Origin of the sequence: Sphingomonas sanxanigenens DSM 19645 = NX02 (genome assembly GCF_000512205.2) — a bacterium.
GTDB lineage: Bacteria > Pseudomonadota > Alphaproteobacteria > Sphingomonadales > Sphingomonadaceae > Sphingomonas_D > Sphingomonas_D sanxanigenens.
Genome location: NZ_CP006644.1, coordinates 1,703,115 through 1,717,056 on the forward strand (window position 1 = coordinate 1,703,115; position 13,942 = coordinate 1,717,056).

The following is a 13,942-nucleotide window of genomic DNA, read 5'->3' on the forward strand; positions in this document are numbered from 1 at the left end:
GAATGATGTCTCAATTCTGTGACATCGCGGGTGCAGGGTGGCCCTCATGCTCCGCAACGCCCCGCCACTGGAATCGATCGAGATCTTCGTGGCCGCCGCGCATGGCCAGAGCTTCCGCGCTGTCGCGCGCAAGCTGGCGCTGAGTCCGTCCGCGGTCAGTCGCCGCATTGCCGGGCTGGAGGTGTTCCTCGGCACCGCCCTGTTCGACCGCTCGGCGCCCGCGCCGGTGCTGAGCGCCGAGGGCAGGCGCTATCTCGCGCTCGTCGAACCGGCGATCGCGACGATCCGGGGCGCCACCGTCGCGTTGCGCGAGGGCGAGCCGGAGCGGTTGCGGATCGCGACCTCGCACAGCCTCGCCGCCACCTGGCTGATGCCCCGTGCGGCGGCGCTGCGCCGCGATCATGGTCTCGACATCGACGTGCTGCCGACGCGATCCTTCGATGCGCTGCGCGCTGACGAGGCGCACCTTGCGATCTGGGGCGGGCTCGAAGTCCCCGACGACATGATCGCCGACCATCTCTTCGAGGCGCAATTGATGCCGGTCGCCGCGCCGCGGCTCGCCGACGGCCGCCTGCCGCCCACCAGCGAAGCCGAGCTCGGCGACTTCCCGTTGCTCGCGGTGTCGACGCCGGAGCGGATCTGGGAGCGGTTCCTGGCCGGCGCCGGGCTGTTCCCCGCGCGGCTCGACCTGCGCCGCCACGCCACGCTGCAACTCATGTATGAGGCGGCGGTGGCGGGCGCCGGCGTCGGCCTTGCCATGCCGCTGGTCGCCGAGCCCTTCCTGAACTCGGGGCGACTGGTGCCCTGCGCGGCGATGACGCCGCGTTCGATCGGTGAGATTTACCGCATCTATCGCCCCGCGCGCCGCGCGGCGCGTTCGTCCGCCGAGCATCGCTTCGCCGGCTGGCTGGCCGCGGAGGTCCGGCATTCGCTCGACGGGTTCGCGGCGCTGGCGGCCATGCGCCCGGTCGATGCGGCGAACCGAGCCGTCTCTGTGCCGCCGGGCACTGCGGCGGATGCAGGGAAGGCGTAGACAGAAGAAAAGCAACGGGCCGCATGTCAGTCATCATCGATGAGGTAAGACGATGAAGCGCGGCCTGTTCCTGACGATACGCATCCTTGCCGGCGCGATTGCCGCGCCGCTTCCGCTGATCGCCCCACCGGCGGCGATCGCTGCCAATCCCGTGCAGAAGAAGCTGGATCTCGCCGACCGCGTGGCAGGCACCTATGAGGGCGCGGTGACATCGGACTCGCGCGGCTCGTCGCGCAACAATATCACGATCACCATCACCAAGATCGGCCGCAACATGATCGAGATCAGTTGTGATTATGCGCGTATCCCGTCGCGCCGCGTCCAGTTGGAACAGGTTGCCGATTCGATCCAGGCGGTCAGCGGATCCGACATCACCTTCCTCGTCGAGTTGCAGCGCGATCCCAATCGTATCGATCTCTACATCGATGGCGCCGCACTTCTGGTCAGGCGCGCATGAACATCGGTTGAGCGCGGCGATCAAACGCCGTTCGTCGATTAGGGCTTCACCGCAGGCCGGTCAGGGTTAGGCTCGTTGCGTCGCACAACGAGGACTTGCCGATGCTCGAGCTTGCCAATCTCGTCCATGTCTATCCGAACGGCACGCGCGCCCTCGATGACGTGACCCTGTCGATCCCCAAGGGCATGTACGGCCTGCTCGGCCCCAATGGCGCGGGCAAGTCGACCTTGATGCGAACGATCGCGACGTTGCAGACGCCGACATCCGGCAGCATCCGCTTCGGCGATATCGACGTGATCGCCCAGCCCGAGCGACTGCGCGAGACATTGGGCTATCTGCCGCAGGATTTCGGCGTCTACCCGCGCGTCTCGGCCTACGACATGCTCGATCATATGGCGGTGCTGAAGGGCGTCGCCTCCGCGCGCGAGCGCAAGGAGACCGTCGAGACACTGCTCAGCCAGACCAATCTCTGGACCGTGCGCAAGAAGGCGATCGCCGGCTTTTCCGGCGGCATGCGCCAGCGCTTCGGCATCGCGCAGGCGCTGATCGGCAATCCGCAACTGATCATCGTCGACGAGCCGACCGCGGGCCTCGATCCGGAGGAGCGGAACCGCTTCCTCAACCTGCTCGCCGAGATCGGCGAGACGGTCGTCATCATCCTTTCCACCCACATCGTCGAGGATGTCGCTGACCTTTGCCCGCGCATGGCGGTGCTGGCGGCAGGGCGCATCCAGCTCGAAGGCGCCCCGCTCGATCTGATCGCCCGGACGCACGGCACGGTGTGGAAGAAGACGATCGCGCGCGAGGAACTCGAAGCCTATCGCGAACGCTACAAGGTGATCGCGACGCGGCTGTTCGCGGGGCGCACGATCATCCATGTTTTGTCGGACAGCGATCCCGGCGATGGCTTCGGGCCGGTCGAGGGCGGGCTGGAAGACGTCTATTTCGCGACGATCGACACCAGCCGCCGCGGCACCGCCGCCGCGGCGGCCTGAGGCGCCGCCCATGTTCGCGCGCATCGCGGCGTTCGAGCTGCGCTACCAGCTTCGCAACCCGGTGTTCTGGGTGGTGCTCGTGCTGTTCTTCCTGCTCACCTTCGGCGGCACCACCGTCGAGCAGATCCAGATCGGCGGGGGCGGCAACGTCCACAAGAACAGCCCGGCGGCGATCGCCGAAGTCCACCTGATCTTTTCGATGTTCTACATGTTCGTGACGACCGCGTTCGTCGCCAACGTGATCGTGCGGGATGATGAAAGCGGGTTCGGATCGATGGTCCGCTCTACCCGCGTGCGCAAGTTCGACTATCTGTTCGCGCGTTTCCTGGGGGCCTTCGCTGCCGCCGCGATCTCGTTCATCGCGGTGCCGGTCGCGATCTGGGTCGGATCGCTGATGCCGTGGCTGGACAGCGAGACGCTGGGCCCCAACAAGCTGGCCGACTATCTCTATGCGTTCGGCGTGCTGGCGCTGCCCAATCTGTTCATGACCTCGGCGGTGTTCTTCGCGGTTGCGACGATGACGCGATCGATGCTCTATTCCTATGTCGGCGTCGTCGTCTTCCTCGTTCTCTACATCGTGCTCGTTTCCTTCACCGCGTCCAAGCCGGAATATCGCGAGACTGCCGGCTTCATCGAGCCCTTCGCCAATGCGGCGGTGGCGAACGCGACGCGCTACTGGACGGCCGCCGAGGCGAACAGCCTGACGCCGCCCGTTACCGGCACGCTGCTATGGAACCGGCTGATCTGGTTCGGTATCGGGTTGGCGGCGCTGGTGCTTGCCTATGCCCGGTTCAGCTTCGCCGAGCGCGGCGTGTCGGCCCGCGCGTTGCGGCGGCAGGAGCGAAAGGCGGCGAAGCTCGCCGCGCAGTCGCCTCTGATCGTGGCGCAACTGCCGCCGGTCCGCCCGGCCGCGGCGGGGTGGACGCAATTGTGGGCGCGGTGCCGCTTCGAAATGGCGCTCGTCTTTCGCAGCCCCGCCTTTGCGGTGCTGCTGTTGCTGGGCCTGTTCAATTCGATCGGCGGGCTGTTGTTCGGCAACGAGATCTACGGCACGCCGGCGATCCCGCGCACCTTCTCGCTGATCGGCCTGCTGATGGGCACGTTCGGCATCTTCCCGATCATCATCGCGATCTATTATGCGGGTGAACTGGTGTGGCGCGATCGGGACCGCAAGTTCCACGAGATCATCGATGCAACCGCGCTGCCCAACTGGGCCTGTATGGTGCCCAAGACGCTGGCGGTGACCGGCGTGCTGTTCGCGACGCTCGCCATCTCGGTGGTCGCGGCTATCCTCGTCCAACTCGGCCGCGGCCTCACCGATCTTTCCCTGGGCCAATATATCGGCTGGTACCTGCTGCCGCAGACCATCGAAATGGCCATCCTCGCCGTGCTTGCGGTGTTCGTGCAGGCGGTGAGCCCCAACAAATATGTCGGCTGGGGGGTTATGCTCGTCTACCTCGTCGGCACCATCACGCTCGTCAACATGGGCTTCGAGCATCCGCTCTATAATTATCGCTATACCGGCGAGCCGCGCTTCTCGGACATGAACGGCAGCCAGATCGGCGGGGCGCTGGGCTGGTGGCTGCGGCTCTATTGGGGGTCGGTGGCGATCGTCCTGGCGGTGCTCGCCCATCTCCTTTGGCGGCGTGGCACGGAGACGCGGCTGCGGCCAAGGCTGGCGCGGATGCCGGCGCGGCTCAAGGGGCCGGCGGGGGCCGTCCTGGGCGCCGCGGTGCTCGTCGCGCTGCTCACCGGCGGTTGGCTGTTCTACAACATGAACATCCTCAACCGCTACGAAACGCGCGAGGATCGCGAGAAGCAGCTCGCGGAATTCGAGAAGACATATCTGAAGAATGAGAAGATCCTGCAGCCGTCGGTGACCGATGTGACGCTGAACGTCGCACTCTTCCCGAAAGAACGGCGGATGGAGGCGAGCGGGACCTATCGTTTCGTCAACGATACCGGCGCGCCGCTGCCCTTGCTGCATGTGCGCCTGACGGAGCGCGATACGCGGCTGGTTTCGGTCGATCTTCCCGGCGCGACGCTCCAGTCGAACGATGCGGACGCGCAATACCGCATCTATCGGTTCGCGACGCCGCTGCCGCCGGGCGCCACCGGCACGCTGGGTTTCAGGACCGAGCGTCTCCAGAAGGGGCTGCGCGCCAATGGCGACGATATCCGCCTTGTCGGCAATGGCAGCTTTCTCAACAATTTCGAGTTCGCGCCGCAGATCGGCATGAGCCGCTTCGGGCTGCTCACCGATCGCGTCAAGCGCCGCAAATATGGACTGCCCGCCGAGCTGCGCCCGGCGAAGCTCGAGGACCTGTCGGCGACGCGGCGCAACTATATCGGCGACGCGGATTGGGTGCATGCAGACATCACGCTCTCCACCGATGCGGACCAGACGCCGATCGCGCCCGGCCGGCGCGTGTCGGATGTCATCAGGGGCGGGCGGCGCACGGCGCATTTCGTGTCCGGCGCGCCGATCCTTGCTTTCTTTTCGGTGCAATCGGCGGCCTATGCCGAGAAAACCATGGATGCGGACGGCGTGAAGCTGACGGTCTATTATGATCCCAAGCATGCCACCAACGTCGATCGCATGCTGAAGGCAATGAAACAGTCGCTCGCCTATTATCGCAAGAATTTCGGACCCTATCAGTTCGATTATGCGCGGATCATCGAGTTTCCTGGTTATGAAACGTTCGCGCAGGCCTTCGCCGGGACCGTACCCTATTCGGAACAGATCGGTTTCCTTGCGAACGCCACCGATCCCGACGCGATCGATTATGTCACCTATGTCACCGCGCACGAACTGGGCCACCAATATTGGGCACACCAACTGATCAGCGCCGATATGCAGGGCGGCACGATCATGGTCGAGACGCTCGCGCAATATTCCGCGCTGATGGTGATGAAGCATCTCTATGGCGAGGAGAAGATCCGCCGCTTCCTGAAATATGAGCTCGACAACTACCTGCGTTCGCGCGGATCCGAAAAGATCGAGGAACTGCCGCTCAACCGGGTCGAGGATCAGGGCTATATCCATTATCGCAAGGGATCGGTGGTGATGTACCTGCTGCAGGATCGGCTGGGTGAGGCGCGCGTCGATGCGATGCTCGCCGGGTTGCTCGATCGCTATCGCTTCAAGAGCCAGCCCTATGCCCGCTCGACCGATCTGGTCGACGGCTTCATGAGCCTCGCCCGCACCCCCGCCGAGCGCCAGCTCGTCGCCGACCTGCTGACGCGGATCACGATCTACGATCTCAAGACCGAGACGGCGGTCGCCCGCAAACTGCCCGACGGCAATTATGAGACGCTGCTGACGGTGAAGGCGGGCAAGGCCTATGTGGACGGCAAGGGCAAGGAGAGCAAAGCGGCGCTGGCGGACGATATCGACATCGGCCTGTTCGACAAGCGGCCGGGGCTGGGCGAGTTCGACCGCAAGGATGTGATCCTGATGGAACGCCGGCCGATCCGGTCGGGAACCCAGCAGATCCGGGTCGTGACCAGGCGGCGGCCGCTGTTCGCGGGCGTCGATCCCTACAACAAATATGTCGACCGCAACTCGGACGACAATGTCGCGGACGTGACGGGGAACTGACCGCGCCGCCGGCGCTCAGCGGCTGGCCGCGGCGATCACCGTGGCCAGCCCCGCGCTCATCCCGCGGACGCTTTCCTCGATCTCGACATCGATCCATTCGTCGGGCGAATGTTCGGCGCCGCCGCTGCCGCCCGAGCCGATCGCGATCGCCGGAATGCCGAGGTTCATCGGCACATTGGCGTCGGTGGAAACGGGGATGAAGCGTGTCTTGTAGCCGAACGCGCGCGAGGCGGCGAAGGCGAGGGCGCCGAGCCCCGCTTTCTCGTCGGTCTGCCCGGCCGGGCGTTCGCCGATGCGCTCGAAGGTGACGCTGACGGTGCCGCGCGACGTATCCCGCGTCGCATTCTCCTCGGCGACTGCCCGGTCGACGATCGCGCGCAGTTCGCCGTCGACCCGCTCGACCTCCGCCGGCGAGACCGAGCGGATATCGACATCGAGGAAGACACGCGGCGGGATGGTGTTGACCGAGGTGCCGCCGCCGACGACGCTGGCCGAATAGGTCGTCCGCGGATCGCCCGGCACGGTGATGGTGTAGAGGCCGGTCACCGTCTTCGCGAGCGGCACCATCGGGTTGACGATGCCGAACTTGTCGAAGCTGTGCCCGCCCGGGCCGTTGAAGATGATGTGGTGACGCCGCGAGCCGACCCCGCGGGTCACGATCGTCTCGGCGCCGCTGCTGTCGATCGAGATGAACGCCGCCGCCTTTCGGCCGGGCTGACCCTCGCCGAACAGATGGCGCATGCCGCGCAGATCGCCGGGGCCTTCCTCGCCGACATTGCCGACGAACATGATGTCGCGATCGGTTTCGATCCCCGCCTTGTCCAGCGCGCGATGGAAGGCGAGGAGCACGGCGAGGCCGCGGCTGTCGTCGCCGATGCCCGGCGCCATCAGCCGCGTGCCCTCACGTTTCACCGTCACGTCGGTGCCCTTGGGGAACACGGTGTCGAGATGCGCGGCGACGATCAGCGGACCGAGCTTGCGGTTTCTGCCGGGGCGGTTGGCGACGACATTGCCCACCGCGTCGGTCGTCACGTCGGCGAAGCCGCTCTTGCGCATCAGATCGGCAAAGGCGCGGCCCCGCTCGGATTCGCCGAAGGGCGGTGCCGGGATTTCGGTGAGGGCGATGATCTCGTCGACCAGCCGCGCATGATCCGCGCGCAGCGCTGCCTTCGCCGTCTCGAAACGATCCGATGCCAGCAGCTTGACCAGCACGGGCGGCGCAGCGGGTTCCTGCGGGGCGGGCGGCGACGCGGTGGCGGCGGCCGCGAGCAGGAACAGGCTTGCACTCATGATGATGGTCTCCGTGGGCGATGGCTTGCGGCGTCGCCTCAGACCATATCCGCGGACGGCGGTAAACCGTGAGCACTCTCCCGTCCCCCGGCCGGCAGCCGCGGGACGGGAGGATAGGATCTCAGCTCAGCGCAAGCCGCAGATCGCTCAACTGCGCATTGGTTTCGGAACTGCTGCGCACGCGGGCCTGCTGCGCCGCATTGTTGCCGGCGACCGCGCTGGCGACCTGCTTCTTCGGCGTGGTCTTGTCCGCCGCGGGCTTCTGCACCACGATCTTGCGCACGCCCTTCTTCTTGGGCGCCGGGGCGGGCGGGGGTGGCGGAGGCGGCGGTGAACCATCGAACAGCGAGGCGAGCGCGTAGCCCTTCTGGCCGTTCAATTCGACCTCATACCAGCCCTGCGTCGGGCTCTGGCGCACCTGCACGGGCTTGCGCGCGGGGATCGTGTCGAGCTTGGCACCGGTCTGGCTCGCTTCGGCGCGCAGGTTCACGGCCGAGCGCGGATAGACGGTGGTCGTCGGCAGCGGCGCCGGGGGCGGGGGCGGCGCCGGCTCGCTGCCATCGGCCGACTGGGAGACGTAGATCGCCGGCTGGAGCGTCGCATCCTGATAATAGGTCGAATTGGTGTCGTAATTCTCGGTTTCCTCGGGCTTCGCGCCCTCGGCCAGCCGCTGCGCGCGAACATAGTCGGCAACCTGCGAGGTCTGCTGGTTGGCCGCGCCCGAAATCGCCTCGTCGTCCTTGACCACCCAGGTTTCAAGCAGCTTCAGCCGTTCCAGCGCCACCTTGGAATCGATCGCCTGGCTCTCGAAATCGGATTGGACGCTGTAGATCTGGGTGCGCCGGCAATTGCCGAGATCGGCGATCTTCTGCGCGAGCGGATCATAATTGTCGACGGTGCCGGCATAGTCGGTGGCGATCGCGCGCTGCACCTCCTCGCGGTCCTTGGCCTGTTCCGCCTTGGCGGCGACATAGGCGACGACACCGCCGGTCGCGGCACCCGCGAGCACATAGGGCAGCACCGAGCCTTTGTTCTGCCTGCCGGAATTCGCCGCCAGGCCGACGCCCAGGCCCAATATGCCGCCGATCAGCGCGCCCTTGAGCGCCTGGTTGGTCTTGTAATTCTTGATGCGGGTGAAGGGCTTGCGATATTCGGCGCACTGGTCGGCGAACTTGGCTTTCTTCGCCGCGAATGCCGGGGCGGGCGCGACGACGCCGGTCATCAGTGTCGCCACTGCTCCGGCGGCCAGCAGCCCCTGCCGGAACCTTCGAAATGCAGACATGTGCGTTCTCCACAGCGATTAGAGCGATTAGAGCGACGCGACCTCGATTTGACTTATCCATTTATCACGATCTGCCTTGCCCGCGCGTGAATCGCGGATCTGGCCGACGATCACCGGCAGCAATGCCTTCAGCCGCTTGAGCCCGGCACCGTCGAGGCGCTTGGTCAACGCATCGACGGCCGCATCGACATCGTCCGCGGGAGTCTTGCCCAAGCGCTCGACCTCCGCGGCGCAATCGTTGAAGGCAGCGCGGCGCTCGACCTCGTTATTCTGCATCCGCGCCTCGATTTCGGCAATCTCCCGCGCCATCGCCGGGCTCGATGCCTCGTCGCGCTGGCGGATTGCCTCGATCTGGCGGTTGACCGACAGGATCTTGTCCGAAATCTCACGCGCATAAGCGGCGCGCAACAGCGTCGCGAACAGCCGTTCCTCGATCATCGCCGGGCTGTCCGCACCCGATCCGCCCGCGCCGAACAGCGTATCGCGCATCGCATAGGTGCCGATGCCGCCGCCGATGAGCAGCACCACCAGCAGCGACAGCAGGATGATCGCGGTCGAGGAGCCACGCCGCTCGGGTTCCGGCGCCGGCGGCGGCGGGGGCGGCGAACGGTCTCCCGAGGCATATTCGGTCTCGCGGTCGCGCGGGCTGTACTCGGTCTCCCGCTCCTGCGGGGCGAAGGCGGTTTCCTCATAGGAGCCCGAGCGTTCGAGCCCCCAGCCGCCCGCGACAGTGGGCGCGGTCTGTGATCGCGAGGGTTCGGCGGCGGGGAGCTCACGCGCACGGCAGGGGACGCCGATCGACGAGGTCGTGCGCTGGCACGAGAAGCTATAGTCGAACGACTGCCCGCGATTGTACAGGACGCAATTCGGATCGTCGCATGTATAGAGCGCCACTTTACCCCCGACTCCCTTCCGTCAGTGCGTACCGTGCCCGGCGCGGCCGCGCAACGCGCTCCGCGCGTTCACGCTGGACGGCGGCGGGATGTGTCGCCATTCCGAACGGCGAAGGAGATTTTGGTGAGCGTTGCATTTCGCCGCGAGAGCGATGACGAGCATAAGGAACCGCGATTCGAACTGCCGCTGCCGCCGGGCCCCAACCTGGTGACGGCGCGCGGGCTGGCGGCGATCGGGGACATGGTCGAGCGGCTGGAGCGGGCGGTGGCCGCGCATGGCGAGCCCACCGACGATGCGGCGCGTGCGGCGCGCGACGACGACCAGCGCAGCCTGCGCTACTGGCGCACGCGCCTCGCGACCGCGCGGCTCACCGCGGCGCCGGCGGAAGGCGTGGCGGGATTTGGCGCGCGCGTGCGCTTCAGCCTCGCCGGGCGCGAACGGATGATCGATATCGTCGGCGGTGACGAGGCCGATCCGGCGGCCGACCGCATCGCCTTCTTCGCCCCGCTCGCACGTGCAATGATGGGCGCGGAGGTCGGCGAGCGCGTCGACTTCAACGGCAAGGTCGAGGCGATCGAAGTCCTCGCCGCGGAACCGATCCCGGAATGATTGCCGCACCTGCGAATTGACGGCCCGCCCCGCGCCGCATAGTTTCGGTGGGGGAACCGGGCGCTGGGATACGGATGCCGCTGAGTGGGGTAGTGGCCGTTTGCGCATAACGACGAATGCTTATCCGAAGGAACAGCGGCGCGATGCCTGGCGCTTCGCGCTGCAACGCCTGTCGCTCACGCTCGACGCGGTCGACGAGGGCGCGCTTTATGGCGAGCTGATCCAGTTCCGGTCGAGTACCTCGATCGACTTCATCCGCGTGACGGGCACCCCGCAATCCTGGTCGATCGACTTTCGTGAGCAGCCGGGCTGCTTCTGGCTGGCGATGATCCTCGATGGCGCCGCGACGATGCGCGACGCCGAACAGACCCTGGAACTCGCCGATGGCGAGATGCTGTGCGGGCGCGGAGACAGCGTTGCCCACCTCGCCTTTCCCGGCGAGAACCGCACATTGGTGGTCCGTGTTCCGCAGAGTGTGCTGAGCATGCGGCTGAAGACGCCGATCTCCGGCCCGCCGCGCAAGATCGCGACCGATGGTGGCGCGGCCCGCGTCTTTTCGGGCATGCTACGCTCGCTCGCCGATACGATCCCGGAGATCACCACCGATCAGGCGCGGCCGGTGGAACTGGCCTTTCCCGAATTCCTCGTCACCAGCCTGCTCGACAATGCGCCGGCCAAGGCGCTGGGCGGCGCCGCGGGCATGCGTGCCGCGCTTCTCGAACGGATCTTCCAGACGATCGAGATCCGGCTGAGCGACCCCAACCTGAATTATCAGCAGGTCGCCGCCGAACACGGCATCTCGCCGCGCTATCTCCAGAAGCTGTTCGAATCGATCGACGACAGTTTCGGCCATTATGTGAAGGTGCGCCGGCTGGAACGGTGCCGGCTCGACCTGCGCAGCCCGCTGCATGTGCAGAAGTCGATCTCGGACATTCTCTTCCAGTGGGGCTTCAACGACTCGGCGTCGTTCAGCCGCGCCTTTCGCGAGCAATATGGCGTGTCGCCGCGCGAGTATCGCAAGGCGCCGGCGCGCGACGGCGACGAGATGGAGCAGCTTCGCCGCGGCCGGCCGAGCAAGCGCGAGAAGCTCGCCCTCGATCCCGAGGCCGGCGCGCATGGCGAGGATGAGGATGGCGAGACCGAGGTCGATGGCCTCGTCTCGCCGCCGGAAGCGATCGACGGCCAGCCGGTGCGGCACCACCATCTGCCGGTCAGCCCCGAAACGGTGCACTGGGGCTATTTCAGCCGCGCGCTGAAGCCGGTGCTCAACGTGCGCTCCGGCGATTTCGTGACGATCGAGACGCTGACCCACCACGCCAACGACGATCCCGAGCGGATGGTGGAGGGCGATGGCGGCGCCGAGAGCGTCTATCGGTGGGACGAGACCGGCAAGGCGATCGACCGTCGCGGCGCCGGGCCGATGGATGCGAAGGCGTTCGGGCGTGGCCCCGGCGAGGGGTTCGGAGTCCACATCTGCACCGGCCCGATCGCGATCGAGGGCGCGATGCCGGGGGACGTCGTCGAGGTGCGCATCCTCGATCTGAAGCCACGGCCAAGCGGAAATGCCCGCTTCGCCGGCAAGAGCTTCGGCAGCAATGCCGCGACCTATTGGGGCTTCCATTTCCAGGATCTGCTGACCGAGCCGCGCCAGCGCGAGGTGATCACGATCTACGAGGTGGAGACCGGCAGCGGGCGCACGCCCACCGCGCACGCGGTCTACAGCTTCCGCTGGACCGAGCAGGTCGATCCGTCCGGCGTGCGGCACAGCCGCTACGACTATCCCGGCGTACCGGTCGACCCCGCCACGATCGAGCGCAACTATGACGTGCTGCGCAACGTCGAGATCCCCATCCGCCCGCATTTCGGCGTGATTGCTGTGGCTCCGGCGCATTCGGGGCTGGTCGATTCGGTGCCGCCCGGGGCGTTCGGCGGCAATCTCGACAATTGGCGTACCGGCCCCGGATCGCGCGTGTTCCTGCCGGTGCAGGTGCCGGGCGCGCTGCTGTCCCTCGGCGATCCGCATGCCTCGCAGGGCGATTCCGAATTATGCGGTACCGCGATCGAATGCTCGATGACCGCGCTGATCCAGATCATCCATCATCGCGCCGGATCGCTGCACGACCAGTTGCGCGACCTCGATTATCCGCTGATCGAGACCGATGGCGAATGGGTGATCATGGGGTTCAGCCATCCGGACTATCTGAAGGAACTGGGCGAGGATGCGCAGAGCGAGGTCTACAAGCGCTCTTCGATCGATGCGGCGATGCGCGATGCCTTCCGCAAGGCGCGCCGCTTTCTGATGACGACCAAGCAACTCAGCGAGGATGAGGCGATCTCGCTGCTGTCGGTGGGGGTCGATTTCGGCGTGTCGCAGGTCGCAAACGGCAATTGGGGCGTCCACGCCATCATCCGCAAGGCGCTGTTCACCGGGTGACCGGTAGCGCCAGGGCTCGACGGGGCGCGCGAACGCCGCCGCCGAGTCCGATGCCGCCGGCGTTTCGTGACGCCGGCGAAGAGGGTTATGCCTTGGTCGGTGCCGCTGCCTTGTCGGCCATCCGCTTGGCCGGGCTCAGGTCCTGCAGCACGCGCGCGTCGCGACCATAGGGATCCTCCAGCAGCGTCAACTGGCCGTTCGCGTCCACGTCGGCGGTGAAATAGACGAGGTAGACGGGCAGCTTGCGATCAAGCGTCACGGTGCGCGTGGTGGCGCCCGCCGCGGCGCGTTCCAGGGTCGCCTCGGCACCATCGTCAGTCGCGACGAGTTCGGCGGCGAGGCGGTCGATGTCCTTCACGCGGATGCAGCCATGGCTGAACGCCCGCGAGTCCCGTGCGAACAGCGCCTTGGAGGGCGTATCGTGCAGGTAGATCGCATGCGGGTTGGGCATGTCGATCTTGAACTTGCCGAGCGCGTTGCGGGGGCCTGGCGCCTGCACATAGCGGGTGTAGCCGCCGGTGCTGATCCGCTGGAAGCCAGCGCCCATCCCCTTGCGGGCGATGCTTTCCGGCACCGTCCACGACGGGTTGACGACGATCGCGCTGGCCTGCAGCGCCAATTGCGGGGTCGGCGTGCGCGGCGATCCGACGACGACGGTGTATTGCGATACCGCCTGCCCGTTATCGACCACCGCCAGCGTATAGCTCGGCACGTTCACATAGATATGGTCCTCGCCCAGCGTGCGCGGCATCCAGCGCCAGCGCTCGAGGTTGACGCGCAGACGGTCGCGCACCGCGGCATCGCCGCTGGTCGCATAGGCGTGGCGCAGCGCGACATAGCGCGGATCCTGCGGCAGCAGGCTGCGCAGCCAGGGGCGGACGCCGCCCACGGCGACCGCATGGCGCAGGCCGCCAGCAAGCTGCATGCGATCCATCGCCGGTGCTTCGATATGCCAGTCATAGCGGGAGCGCTGGCGGATCAGGCCATTGGCATAGTCGTCGGCCAGCGCGAGCGCGAGCGCATTGGCGCGGCGGTCGATCTCGGTGGTGTCGGTGCCGTCGGCGACCGCGAGCAGACCGGCGATGTCGTAGGCGGCGGGGTCCATGCCCTCGCCCAGCGATGCATGCGCTTCGGCCACGAGATCCTGCACCGCCGTCTGCGACCAGGCACCGCGGGGGGCGGGATCGACCGGGGTGACCGCGGGAAGCGGATTGGTGCCCGCCGCCGACGACGACATCAGCGCAAACGGGGCGGCGACGACGAAGGCGCTGACGCTGGTCGCGAGAGCGGCCGCAAGGGTTTTCGCACTGAAACGCATGGGACGAACTCCAGTCGAGACGAAGCATC

General features: G+C 66.7%; 10 protein-coding genes. 6 read left to right on the plus strand and 4 right to left on the minus strand.

Annotated features, from left to right (window positions below; all coding sequences use genetic code 11):
• Positions 1–46: 46 nt before the first annotated feature.
• The 4 genes from NX02_RS07830 to NX02_RS07845 all read left to right on the plus strand — a co-directional run bounded on the left by NX02_RS07830 (position 47) and on the right by NX02_RS07845 (position 6,086).
• A complete protein-coding gene (locus NX02_RS07830; protein WP_025291637.1) occupies positions 47–1,033 on the plus strand; it encodes a LysR substrate-binding domain-containing protein in 987 nt (328 codons plus the stop codon).
• Positions 1,034–1,085: 52 nt separating this feature from the next.
• Positions 1,086–1,490, plus strand: coding sequence for a hypothetical protein (locus tag NX02_RS07835; RefSeq protein ID WP_025291638.1), 405 nt, complete (start codon positions 1,086–1,088; stop codon positions 1,488–1,490).
• Positions 1,491–1,591: 101 nt separating this feature from the next.
• Positions 1,592–2,485 carry an ABC transporter ATP-binding protein gene (locus NX02_RS07840; RefSeq protein ID WP_025291639.1) on the plus strand — a complete coding sequence of 298 codons (894 nt, stop codon included), beginning with the start codon at positions 1,592–1,594 and terminating at the stop codon, positions 2,483–2,485.
• A 10-nt stretch (positions 2,486–2,495) separates the two neighbouring features.
• The gene (locus tag NX02_RS07845; protein ID WP_025291640.1) at positions 2,496–6,086 is read left to right on the plus strand and encodes an ABC transporter permease/M1 family aminopeptidase; all 3,591 of its coding nucleotides are present in this window, start codon (positions 2,496–2,498) and stop codon (positions 6,084–6,086) included.
• Between the two features lie 15 nt (positions 6,087–6,101).
• On the opposite strand, the gene NX02_RS07850 is transcribed toward NX02_RS07845, so the two are convergent.
• The 3 genes from NX02_RS07850 to NX02_RS07860 all read right to left on the minus strand — a co-directional run bounded on the left by NX02_RS07850 (position 6,102) and on the right by NX02_RS07860 (position 9,552).
• Positions 6,102–7,376: a M20/M25/M40 family metallo-hydrolase gene (locus tag NX02_RS07850; protein ID WP_025291641.1), complete on the minus strand. Its 1,275-nt coding sequence runs from the start codon at positions 7,374–7,376 to the stop codon at positions 6,102–6,104.
• A 121-nt stretch (positions 7,377–7,497) separates the two neighbouring features.
• Entirely contained in the window at positions 7,498–8,658 is a 1,161-nt protein-coding gene (locus tag NX02_RS07855) for an SH3 domain-containing protein (protein ID WP_084717646.1), read from the minus strand.
• A gap of 27 nt (positions 8,659–8,685) precedes the next feature.
• Positions 8,686–9,552: a hypothetical protein gene (locus tag NX02_RS07860; RefSeq protein WP_025291643.1), complete on the minus strand. Its 867-nt coding sequence runs from the start codon at positions 9,550–9,552 to the stop codon at positions 8,686–8,688.
• 123 nt (positions 9,553–9,675) lie between these two features.
• Between NX02_RS07860 and NX02_RS07865 the strand changes: the two genes are divergently transcribed.
• Positions 9,676–10,161: a GreA/GreB family elongation factor gene (locus NX02_RS07865; RefSeq protein WP_025291644.1), complete on the plus strand. Its 486-nt coding sequence runs from the start codon at positions 9,676–9,678 to the stop codon at positions 10,159–10,161.
• 100 nt (positions 10,162–10,261) lie between these two features.
• A complete protein-coding gene (locus tag NX02_RS07870; protein ID WP_025291645.1) occupies positions 10,262–12,595 on the plus strand; it encodes an acetamidase/formamidase family protein in 2,334 nt (777 codons plus the stop codon).
• A gap of 85 nt (positions 12,596–12,680) precedes the next feature.
• On the opposite strand, the gene NX02_RS07875 is transcribed toward NX02_RS07870, so the two are convergent.
• Positions 12,681–13,913 (minus strand): L,D-transpeptidase family protein, encoded by a 1,233-nt coding sequence (locus NX02_RS07875; RefSeq protein WP_025291646.1) that lies wholly within the window; start codon positions 13,911–13,913, stop codon positions 12,681–12,683.
• Positions 13,914–13,942 lie beyond the last annotated feature (29 nt).